At 48.6% G+C, this 11808-nt stretch carries 9 protein-coding genes; 3 read left to right on the forward strand and 6 right to left on the reverse strand.

The genetic code is table 11. The annotated features are described in order from the left end of the window. Window positions 1-13: 13 nt before the first annotated feature. Complete coding sequence (locus IC617_RS13030) at window positions 14-2254, reverse strand: ABC transporter permease subunit (RefSeq protein WP_191145428.1); 2241 nt, start codon at window positions 2252-2254, stop codon at window positions 14-16. 280 nt (window positions 2255-2534) lie between these two features. Here IC617_RS13030 and IC617_RS13035 point away from each other — a divergent pair, with 280 nt between their 5' ends. The 3 genes from IC617_RS13035 to IC617_RS13045 all read left to right on the forward strand — a co-directional run bounded on the left by IC617_RS13035 (window position 2535) and on the right by IC617_RS13045 (window position 6682). Next, entirely contained in the window at window positions 2535-3038 is a 504-nt protein-coding gene (locus IC617_RS13035) for a glycine cleavage system transcriptional repressor (protein ID WP_224745995.1), read from the forward strand. 85 nt (window positions 3039-3123) lie between these two features. Then, window positions 3124-5199, forward strand: coding sequence for a polyphosphate kinase 1 (gene ppk1, locus IC617_RS13040; RefSeq protein ID WP_191145430.1), 2076 nt, complete (start codon window positions 3124-3126; stop codon window positions 5197-5199). After that, window positions 5189-6682, forward strand: a complete 1494-nt coding sequence (locus tag IC617_RS13045) for a Ppx/GppA phosphatase family protein (RefSeq protein ID WP_191145431.1) — start codon at window positions 5189-5191, stop codon at window positions 6680-6682. Before ppk1 ends, IC617_RS13045 begins: the two co-directional genes overlap by 11 nt. Before the next feature lie 98 nt (window positions 6683-6780). On the opposite strand, the gene IC617_RS13050 is transcribed toward IC617_RS13045, so the two are convergent. The 5 genes from IC617_RS13050 to IC617_RS13070 all read right to left on the reverse strand — a co-directional run bounded on the left by IC617_RS13050 (window position 6781) and on the right by IC617_RS13070 (window position 11705). Then, the gene (locus IC617_RS13050; protein ID WP_191145432.1) at window positions 6781-7098 is read right to left on the reverse strand and encodes a hypothetical protein; all 318 of its coding nucleotides are present in this window, start codon (window positions 7096-7098) and stop codon (window positions 6781-6783) included. Between the two features lie 275 nt (window positions 7099-7373). Next, window positions 7374-8342: a PstS family phosphate ABC transporter substrate-binding protein gene (locus tag IC617_RS13055; protein ID WP_191145433.1), complete on the reverse strand. Its 969-nt coding sequence runs from the start codon at window positions 8340-8342 to the stop codon at window positions 7374-7376. A gap of 122 nt (window positions 8343-8464) precedes the next feature. Beyond that, on the reverse strand, window positions 8465-9766 hold the full coding sequence (gene phoR / locus IC617_RS13060) for a phosphate regulon sensor histidine kinase PhoR (RefSeq protein WP_191145434.1): 1302 nt from the start codon (window positions 9764-9766) through the stop codon (window positions 8465-8467). A gap of 16 nt (window positions 9767-9782) precedes the next feature. After that, on the reverse strand, window positions 9783-10472 hold the full coding sequence (gene phoB / locus IC617_RS13065; protein WP_087504572.1) for a phosphate regulon transcriptional regulator PhoB: 690 nt from the start codon (window positions 10470-10472) through the stop codon (window positions 9783-9785). A 267-nt stretch (window positions 10473-10739) separates the two neighbouring features. Beyond that, entirely contained in the window at window positions 10740-11705 is a 966-nt protein-coding gene (locus IC617_RS13070) for a porin (RefSeq protein ID WP_191145435.1), read from the reverse strand. Between the last annotated feature and the right edge of the window lie 103 nt (window positions 11706-11808).

Raw genomic sequence — 11808 nt, forward strand, 5'->3', positions numbered from 1 at the left:
CGTCTCGCTCAGCTTACATATTGCTGTACTTGTCACGCAGACGCTGGCGGACAAATTCAGAAATAGTGTTGAATACAAAGGTCACGATAAACAGCACAAAGGCTGACAAGAACAGCACGCGATAATGCGAGCTACCGACCTCAGACTCAGGCATTTCAACCGCGATATTAGCCGACAAGGTCCGCATGCCCTGGAAGATGCTCCAGTCCATCAGTGGTGTATTACCGGTCGCCATCAATACGATCATGGTTTCGCCTACGGCGCGGCCTAAGCCCATCATTACCGCCGAGAAAATACCCGGACTTGCCGTCAACAGCACAACTCGGGTCAAGGTTTGCCATGGTGTTGCACCCAATGCCAATGAACCATTGGACAAATGACGCGGCACGCTGAATACGGCATCCTCTGCAATCGAGAAAATCGTCGGAATGACAGCAAAGCCCATGGCAATACCAACCACCAAGGAGTTGCGCTGGTCAAAGCTAATGCCCAATTCATTGGTGATGTAGCCACGTGCATCACCACCCATCAACCACATTTCTAGTGTTGGGCTGATGGCAAAACTGAACCAACCTAAGAAGATCACCACGGGAATCAACACCGCTGCATCCCAGCCTTCGGGTAAGCGCTGCTTGATATTTTTTGGCAGCTTGTGAAAGCCCCAAGCAGCGGCCAAGAAACCGGCAGGCAAGACAATCAGCAAGGTCATCACGCCCGGCAGATTCCCTTCAATCAGTGGTGCTAACCAAAGACCGGCGAGGAAACCAAGAATAACCGTTGGTAATGCCTCCATGATTTCGACGGTTGGTTTGACATAGGTGCGCATCTCCGGTGCCATGAAATAAGCGGTATAGATTGCCCCCGCCAAAGCCAAAGGCACCGCAAATAGCATGGCGTAGAAAGCCGCTTTGATGGTACCGAACGAAATTGGCACCAATGACATTTTGGCTTCGAAGTCGTCACTACCAGAGGTTGACTGCCAAATATAATCTGGCTCTTTGTAACCTTCGTACCAAACCTCTTGCCACAACGCGCTCCAAGTTACTTCTGGATGCGGGTTGTAGATGTCGACATAACTAATCTGTCCAGCTTCTTGCAATAGTGCAGAATCAGCACGAGGTGAGAATACAATCTGATCGATGCTGTCTTCTGCCAACTGCTTGCTCACCAAACGAGTGTCGCCAGTCGAGTGGAACAGCGACAACTGACCATCGGTGGTTCCCGCCATGAAGCCACGACGGAAAAACTCAGATGTCATAATGCTCACGTTGCCACCGGCATCAAAATCACGGATCCGGGTAAATTCGCGACCTTGCTCGGTCAGCACCTGGAACCATTGGCTAACAGTACCGCCCTGCTCGGCAATCATGATCGACGACGCACCAGACAACAAATCCATGTAGGTGAGTTTGGTGTTGCCAAAATCAAGGGTTTGCAGGCGGCTAATGCCGGCATCCGGTTGGCTAATGTCATAAACATCAACCAAGTTGGCGTGACGAACAAACATCATCCGATGGTCAGGCGTGATAAGTAGTTGGTCGATGTCATGAGTTTGCGTGCGAATCGCGTAATACTCCGCTTGCCACTCAATTTCCTCGGTCATGAAATCTTCTTCGCCAAGTAAGCGAGTGACAATCAAGCGGTTGTCGGCTGTCACCGCGGCGAACGTCGCCTCGGTTTCACCGCGCTCAAAGACAAAGTGCTTGAGTGGCTGACCTTGTTGGTCAACTTGTAGTGGCTCTTCGCCGAGCGGATAACTGACAAATGGCGTCAACTGACGCACATCATTCGGGAAGGTCACCCGAAAATCAGGTCGCACCACCAAAGCTTGGCCCTGCTCATCGGCAATGGCATAGGTTTGGCTGGCTGGCGTCGACATGGTGACGATAAGTTCACCCGTTAAGCCAGATAGTTGTTCAACACTAACGATATCGCCGGGGTTAAACCCTTTGTTTGCCTGACGCGCAGCGAAAAAGACCACAGACGCATCATCAGTCAAACGAAATCCAATCTCGTTTTGCTCTTCGATACCAAGTGCTAGGGTTTTACCTGTGCCTGGGACGGCATACGTTTCGTGCTGTTCCATCGTCACCGGACGAAAAACAGGGAACACAACATAGAGCAGATAAAAGAAGATCAGCAGTAGTGCCACCAAAACCATAACACCGCCAGCGGTTACACCGTAGCGGGCAATACGATCTTTTATCAGGCGCACACGACTGGCCGCTAATAAGTTATGAGCGGAGTCGGCCATTTTGAACCTCAAAGTGAATAAAGCTGGGGGGATTATATTTTTGCAATATGACAGTTTTGTTACAGATCGGTAGGTAAATAAAGTTTATTCCGGTGAGCCCTATACACATCAAAATCAGGGTTAAATCATGCTGATTTTATTAATAAATCTATTAGACTGAATTTGTTTAGTAATCGCCCCAAGTGCAAACCTTGACTAACTGGTCAATTAACAACCAGCACAACCGTTGCGATTCATCGAATAAAGCCATAATTACAATCAAAGTAGCGGAGCAATCTTGATGAAAACCATCGTTATTTCCATTATTGGCCCCGACCGTTCAGGCATTGTTGATGACGTGTCAAAATGCCTCATTAACCACCAAGGTAATTGGCTCGGTTCCAGCATGAGTTTAATGGCCGGACAATTTGCTGGCATCGTCGAGGCGAGTTTGCCGGAAGATCAATTAGCGTCGCTCACCGCTGAACTTAACCAGCTGAATAATTTAACGATTCATGTCGCCGATGGCGTTTCGGAAGAAACCACGACCACGCCAACACTGGAGTTCGTGGTCACCGCCAACGACCGCCCCGGCATCGTGCAACAAGTCTCTGCTTGCTTGGCAAAACTGCAAACCAATGTGTTGTTACTTGAAACCGAATGCCAGCCCGCTGCCCACTTCGGCGGCAATTTATTCCAAGCGCGGATCAGTGTGGCGCTGCCTGCCCAGCTGAGCGCAGACGATGTCTGGGCAGCACTCGAAGCACTGTCTGACGATCTAATGATTGACCAAGACGCAGTGTAAACCTCGCGTGACATAAAAGCGTCATCAAACTGATTGAGCGATGGCCTTAGAATAGGCCGCTATTTTTTTATCTCCAGAGGACAACATGAGCCACCCAAAACTGCACGTCGAAAAGGAATTAAGCTGGTTATCATTTAATGAGCGAGTGTTGCAGGAGGCGGCCGACAAAACAGTTCCAATCATTGAGCGAGTGCGCTTTTTGGGGATCTTCTCCAATAACCTCGATGAGTTTTTCCGTGTACGGGTGGCGAATGTTCGCCGCCGTATCTTGATTGAAGGACCCGGCCCGAAAAGCGACAAAACCAAAAAGCTGATGACCGAGATCCAGCAAAAAGTGCTGAAGTTGAATCAGGGTTTTGACGAAGCCTACATGGATATCATCATTGGCCTCGCTCGCCACAACATCTTTTTGATTAACGAAGAGCAGGTATCTGAGGCGCATGGACGCTGGTTGCGCAAGTACTTTCGCGACAATGTGTTGCCCCATGTAGCGCCAATTATCGTCAGTGAGAAAGTCGACCTGACTCGCGTGTTGCAAGACGACTTAACCTACCTCGTAGTCGAGCTGAAATCGGCAGACAACATTCGCTACGCACTGATTGAAGTTCCTTCGGATCGCGTTTCTCGGTTTGTGAATTTGCCCTATGAGAAAGGCCGCAAGAAAAAGAGCATGATTTTGCTCGACAATATGATCCGCTATTGCCTTGATGACATCTTCCAAGGTTTTTTCGAATACGAATCAGCTCAGGCATTTTCCATCAAAATGACCCGCGATGCCGATTTCGATTTAAGTGAAGATGTCGACCAATCGATCCTCGAGCAAATGTCTGGCGGCTTAAAACAACGCTTAACGGGTAAACCCGTGCGCTTCGTTCACGATCGTGAAATGCCAACGGCAATGGTTGAGCTCATCAAGTACAAGCTAGGTATCTCGTCCTACGACTCAGTGATCCCTGGCGGCCGATACCATAACTTCCGCGATTTTATTGGCTTCCCTAACGTTGGCCGAGCTTATTTAGAAAACCCCAAACTGCGGGCATTAGACAGCGCTCACTTCGATCGCCACACCACCGCCTTTGAAGCAATCAGTGAAGGCGATATTTTGCTGTATTACCCGTATCACAAGTTTCGTTACTTCACCGAATTCATGCGCCAAGGTGCATTCGACCCGGCGGTAAAAGCAATCAAAATCAGCATTTATCGGGTCGCCAAAAACAGCCAGGTCATCAAATCATTGATCGATGCAGCTGAAAATGGTAAACGCGTCACTGTAGTCGTAGAGCTGCGCGCGCGCTTTGATGAGGAAGCCAACATCGACTGGGCCCGAACCCTCACCGAAGCGGGGATCAAAGTAGAATTCGGCGTTCCGGCATTAAAATGCCATACCAAACTGTGCCAAATTACCCGCACCGAAGATGGCGAAGATGTCAACTATTGCCACATTGGTACCGGCAACTTCCATGAGAAAACAGCCCGCATTTATACCGATTTCAGCTTGTTCACCAAACATGTCGAAATCAATGACGAAGTCGCCAACGTCTTTAATTTCATTCAGCACGCTTACAAACGCTATCGTTTCAAGCATTTGATCGTCAGCCCCAACGACACTCGGCGCCGCCTTTATCGCCTGATCGATCAAGAAATTGATTACGCCCAACAGGGCAAAAAAGCAGAAATATTTATTAAAGTGAATAACTTGGTTGATGTTGGCATCGTCAATCGGCTTTACTCCGCAAGCAACGCCGGGGTGAAGATCCGGATCATTGTCCGTGGCATGTGCAGCTTAGTACCTGGCCTTGCTGGCTACAGTGAAAATATTCAAGCCATCAGTATTGTCGACCGTTTTCTTGAGCACCCGCGGGTCTTTAGTTTCCGCGCAAACGGCGAATACGAGACCTTTATTTCGTCGGCTGATTGGATGACGCGCAATATCGAGAATCGGGTCGAAGTCGGCGTTCCTGTCTACGACACTAAAATGAAAAAAGTGATTCTCGACATTCTCGAACTGCAATGGAGCGATCGAACCAAAGCACGAGTTATCGACATTGAGCAAACAAACCCTTATAAACCTAGAGGTAACAAAAAGAAAATTCGCTCACAGATTGCCACTCACGATTACTTAAAAGCATATGAAGAGAAGTCAAAAGGACGTGGAAAGTAACTCGATAGATACCGCAAACGCAGACAATGTGCTGGTTGCACTCGATCTCGGCTCCAATAGCTTTCATATGGTGATTGCCCGAATTGTCGAGGGCAACTTGCAGATCCTTAGCCGTCACAAAGAAAAAGTCCGGCTCGCCGCCGGGCTGGATGACAACAAAAAACTCGATCAAGCAGCCTTTCAGCGTGGCCTTGAATCTCTCAGTCGCTTTAATGAGCGATTGCAGCCTTTCGACACCGCCAATGTTCGCATTGTCGCCACACATACCTTACGTAAAGCTAAGAATGCCCGAGATTTCCTTGCCCAAGCCGAGGCGATCTTATCTCATCCGGTCGAAGTAATTTCTGGCCATGAAGAGGCCCGATTGATTTACAAAGCCGTCAGCAATGCCGAAATGACCGATGCTAAAACCTTAGTCATCGACATCGGCGGCGGCAGCACTGAATTGGCTTTAGGGCAAAATCATCAAGTCTTGCGCCTAACCAGCCGCACCATGGGATGTGTCAGTTTTACCAAGCAATTTTTCGCCAACGGCATTACCAAGCAAGCGTTCAAAAAAGCAACGCTAGCAGCACAGCAGCGATTAGAGCCGGTGATCGATAGCTTTAGCCGAGTTGGCTGGGGGCAGGTACTGGCGACATCCGGTACCGCTTCTGCCCTCGCCGCCTGCGCTCAGGAAATGGGCCACAGCGCCATTACCAGCGACAGCCTGAAAGATCTGCAAAAACTGCTGATTGAGAAACAAACCAACATCGACATCAAAGGCATCTCAGAAGAGCGTTTGCAGGTCTTGGCCGGTGGTCTGGCGGTAATGGCCGCCATTGTCGGCGCATTCGATATCGCTGAAATTCGCTATTCAGCTGCCGCCCTGCGCGAAGGGGTGTTATATGAAATGCACGGCGGCATGGAGCACAGTGATGTCAGGCGTCGCACCCGCGAGAGCTTGATGGCAAGGTACAATGTTGACGCCACCCAGGCCCAGCGAGTCGCGGAAGTCGCCATTTGGCTGTGGCGGCAACTGCAACAACCGTGGGCGCTTCCAGCTTCATCACTCAGTTTAATTCGCCACGCGGCTTACCTTCATGAAGTCGGCTTGGACATCAATTCATCAGCAATTCAACGCCACTCAGCCTATATCATTGAGAATAGCGACTTGCCCGGCTTTAATCGCGATGAGCAGTTGGTGTTGGCCAATTTAGTACGGTTCCACCGTAAAAAACTGCAACTGAACCAACTACTACCGATCGAAGAGCTATTTAAGGACAAAACCTTAATTCGCTTAATACGCATCTTGCGCATCGCGGTGTTGTTGAATTTGGGTCGCAAAGGGTACGAACAACCGCAGGCGGTAGCCGTTGATGGCAAAACCATGTCGCTGCAATTTGCCGCAGAGACCCTCGACAACCAGCAACTACTGCATGCCGATCTAGAGCGCGAAGCGCAATTACTCGAATTAGCTGGATTTAGCTTATCGTTTCAGTAAACAACTCCGTGCTTATGTGAGGAACACCTATCGCTGAAGCTGGCGTCATCAGCTTCAGCAATCCTCCTATCCTGTATCGCCAAGCCACAACACCTTAGTCATGCGGCATGAGTGTGCTGCGTGCTCAAATGTTGATGAAAGGTCCGTCTTGCTGCGCGCAAGCCAGCAGCTAAACCTAGTTTTCCCAAGTTAAAATAGGTTGCTTCAAGTTGATTCAAGGCGCCATCAATACGTGCTTCACCGGTCGACTCTAGCGCTGTGAATATGCGCGTGATCTGACAACACTGATGGGCCAATTCAAGGTTTGGTAATGCTTGCTGTGGAGAGACAAACTGCTGCCGATTACGGCGCAATACGGCAAAGATCTCGGCAAGTCGAGTCAAGTGGGTGACAAGTTCTTGTGGTGGAGTGGTCATTAGATGCGTCCTTTTATTTTTTTATATGACTATAGCCTGTTGATCTTTGCTGTGTGTTTTTGCAGCAAAGATCAACAGGCTCTACATTCACCATAGAAAAGGGGCTTTTGTTACACCAGTCGACCTAATTGATCGAAATCAAACCAGCTTAAATTGGTCATACAGGTACGTCCTGTGCTGATCTGACTTGTGATCTGTGCTGGTAGCGTCTACCAGCAACGAAAAAACCGGCCGAAGCCGGTTTTCAAATTAATCTTGTTGACCTCAATTGAGGGTTACAGCAGACCCAATTTTTTCAGGTCAGCGTTAGCAACTTTTGCTGGTACAGGGATGTAGCCGTCTTTTTCTACAACCGTTTGACCTTGCTTAGACAACATGTAGCGCACGAATTCAGCTTCTAGCGGAGCCAGTGGGCGATTCGGATGCTTGTTGACGTAAACGTACAAGTAACGCGACAGTGGGTACTCACCAGTTAGGGCTTTTTCCATGGTTGCTGGCACGAAAGGACCACCTTTCTTCGACAGCGGTACCGCTTTAACACCAGAGGTCAGGTAACCGATACCTGAGTAACCAATAGCGTTCAATGACGCAGACACTGACTGCACAACCGATGCAGAACCAGGCTGCTCATTCACAGAAGATTTGAAGTCACCTTTACACAGGCCTTTCTTCTTGAAGTAACCGTAAGTACCAGATACCGAGTTACGACCGTAAAGCTGGAAGTCACGAGTGCTCCAGTCACCGGTCAAGCCCAAATCACCCCAGTTGTTTACTGCAGCGCCACCACACTTACCAGTGCTTGAGAAAATAGCATCAACCTGCTTGATAGTTAAACCTTCAATTGGGTTGTCTTTATTGATGAATACCGCCAAGGCATCGATTGCAACGCGAACTGGAGTTGGCTTGTAACCATACTTCTTGTCGAATGCTTCGATTTCACCAGCTTTCATTTTGCGGCTCATTGGGCCGAAGTTAGAGGTGCCTTTTTCCAGCGCTGGTGGCGCAGTAGAAGAACCTGCTGCGGTCACTTCAACAGTAACGCTTGGGTAGAAATCATCGCGGAATTCCTGAGTCCACAGAGACATCATGTTTGCCAATGTGTCAGAACCAGTTGATGAGATCTTGCCAGAAATACCGCTGACTTGTTTGTAGTCAGGCAGGTCTTTATCCAAAGCAACAACGTTGGCAGAGAATACTGCAGCTGCAGTCAGGCCGATCGTTGCAGCAACTTGTTTGAGTTTCATAGGGACTCCGTCTGGAAATAATCCATTGCAATAAAAAACGCGCTCAGTATTGCGCTCTGCCATGACAGTTAGATTAACCTTTTATGACATTTTTATTTCAGTGAAAAATTCAGTCTAAGTGATTATTTTTTAAAGATTAGTGTTTGTGGAATAACAAAACTAAAGGTTGAGCCAACGGTTAATTCGGACTCAATATTTAAGCTGGACTGATGATGACTTAGGGCATGCTTCACAATCGCCAAGCCCAACCCAGAGCCACCGGTTTTGCGGGAGCGAGCGCGATCAACTCGGTAAAAGCGTTCGGTTAAACGCGCCAAATGCTCCGCACCAATACCGTCGCCATCATCGGTTACCGCAAACTCGGCACCAATCGCGCAACTTTGCCAGTGCACTTCAATATTGCCACCATCAGGGGTGTAATGAACGGCATTAAAAATGAGATTCGAAAAAGCGCTGCGCATTTGCATCAAATCGCCTTTCATCATCAAACCGGGCTCAATAAAGAGCTGAATATTAAGCTGACGCTCATCGGCTAGGGCTTTGGCCTCTTCAGCAATCGTCGTCAGTAGCCCTGGCACATCAATATCATGACTGGTATCGGGCCGCTCATTGGCTTCAATTTTTGATAAGGTCAGCAACTGCGACACCAGCGAATCCATCCGGTGGGTTTGTTCGAGCATCATCGCCTGCGCTTTTTGCCACATTTCAGGTGGCATCGATTGCGGATCTTGCAGCATCTCAATATAGCCTTGAACCACCGTCAGCGGCGTCCTTAACTCATGGCTAACATTAGCCACAAAGTCGCGCCGCATTTGTTCCAGGCGCAACCATTGAGTGACATCACGAACCACCAGCAGCACCTGCTTTTTGTCATAGGGCATGCGGCGAAATTCAATCATTCGCATCGGTTCAGCTGGCGATGGAAACACCATCAGATCGGGGCCATCAGTGGCGTTGATATATTCGATGAACTCTGGATTTCGGATGAGATTGTCAATACGTTGACCGGCATCGTCGGGCCAGCGCAAGCCAAGCAGTCGTTGCGCTAATTGATTCGACCAGACAATCGAGCGATCTTGGGCGATCACCACGGCTCCATCGGGCAGCGCTTCAGCGCCGCGGCGGAATCGTTTCAGTAAACGAGCAAGATCTTTACGGCGGCGGCGATTGCGTTGTTGCAGTCGATAAAGGCCATCATAGATCACACCCCATGAGCCTGAGCCAGCCGGCGGCGCAAAGCGCTTATCGCGCCACAAGTACACGGACAACTGCTTCATATGACGATAATGCCAAAGTAGCAGAGCCAAGGCACAGAGGCCGGCAAAGAGTATTGGCGCACCAAACAGCTGGCCGAACAATCCAGCCACCGCCAACATCAGAATGACGGTGGTCAGGGTGCCCCAGCCAATTGAGCGTTCTCTCATTTGCTATCCAAGGTAATTAGATGCGAGCTGAAAAGCGGTAGCCTGCGCCACGCACAGTTTGAATCATTTTATCGTGGCCGTTTGTTTCAATCGCTTTGCGTAAGCGACGAATATGAACGTCAACGGTCCGATCTTCAACATAAATATTGGTTCCCCACACCTGGTCGAGCAATTGTTCGCGGCTGTAAACACGCTCAGGGTGAGTCATGAAGAAGTGTAATAACTTAAATTCAGTGGGGCCCATTTCCAAAGCATCGTCACCACAAGTCACACGGTGACTCACCGGATCAAGGCGCAATCCTTGGATTTCGACTTGTTCATCCAAGCCAGTAGGGTTGACGCGACGGATCACGGCTTTGATCCGTGCCATCAGTTCCCGTGGCGAAAACGGCTTGGTGACATAATCGTCAGCTCCGACTTCTAAGCCGCGGATTTTATCTTCTTCTTCACCACGCGCGGTTAGCATGATGATTGGGATCTGACGAGTAAACTCATCTTTTTTCAGTTTTTTCGCCAATTGAATACCACTGCCACCGGGCAGCATCCAATCCAACAAAACTAAATCAGGATACGGCTCAGTTAACTGTTGAAGCGCTTCATCAAAATCTTCAGCTTCAACTGCCTGATAGCCATGCTGATCAAGAACAAATGTCAGCATCTCCCTGATAGGTGCTTCATCTTCAACTACTAGCACTCGTCTAGCCATAATACGTCACTCAGCCTCAGCAATTGAGCGCAGTCTAAATTGACTGCAGTCTATAATTCAACGCGTATTATTCGGTTGAACAATGTCACTTTTATGACAATTGTTACAGATTTTCTTAATCACCAATAAATTGCTGCAAAAACACGCAGCAAAGCTCAACAGGCTCTAGAGCAATTGAACCAATGATTTCAAAAAATAAAGCCTTGCGAGGTGAACTCAGCAAGGCTTTATTTCGTGGCAATGCCACGCGAGGTAGCAAGCGTGAAATTAGAACAAGTGGATGATACCTACACCGACATACTCATCATCATGCTCTTTGTCATCCAAATCGAATGAGGTGCCAAACGCATATAAGGTGGTGCTTTTTGCCAGTTTGTAATCAACACCAAGGTTGATGGCTTCACCGGCAGAAGACTTGCTGTTTAACGCCATGTCGCTGTCTTGATACTGCGCTTTGAACAACCAATCATTGTACTTGTAACCTGCGTTAACCAAGTAGCCGTCACCGTCTTTGTCGACTTTATCGTCACGGTCAGATTCTGAATCTTGGAACATGGCACCCAATTGAATGTTGTTCCACTGGCCATAAGCCGTTACACGATAGCTGGTGATACCGAATACTTCGCTGTTGTATGATGCAGAAGCGTACCAGTTGCCGTTTTTCCAGCCGGCGTCACCATAGCTTACCGCCAAAGAGAAGGCATCAGAACTAGCGCCGTTATCGGAAGCATCAGACTGTTTGGAATTGCCTTCCAGTACATAAGTAGCGGCAAAGCGCGCTTTACCAAACTTAGGAGAGGTGTAGTGAACACTTTCTTCAACACGGTCTTCACTGGCAAACAAACCAGCGATATCACCGTTGATGTCACCAAAGCGGTCGACTTTACCTTGGGATGTTTTAAAGGCGCTGTCTTTGCGGCCTAACAGCAATTCACCCATTTTTTTGCTGCGTAATCCAACATACTGGTTACGAGCTTTAATGTTGTCTGCGTCTTCATCAATATTTACTTTGAATTCAAGCAAATAAACAGCAGACAAGTCGTCATTAATGGGCGCGGCACCTTTTAGACCGAAACGTGAGTGATGACTTTTAACTTCTGTCGTCGAGTCTCCCGCTTCATCCGTGTTTTGTACCGTGACGTTAATTTTTCCATATACCGTTGGGGCAAGATCTGCCGGCGCAGCCATCGCAAGAGGGCTGACAAGCATCAGAGCGCTGCAAAGTTTTTTCATAATTATGTTTCGCTTTTGTTAAAAGTAGCGACAGTTTAGCTACTAAAACCATACTGCCATTGATGAGTATCAAGCGAAAACAAAAAAGCGGAGCCGTGGCTCC

It is taken from the genome of Neiella litorisoli (assembly GCF_014773395.1).
Taxonomy (GTDB): domain Bacteria; phylum Pseudomonadota; class Gammaproteobacteria; order Enterobacterales; family Neiellaceae; genus Neiella; species Neiella litorisoli.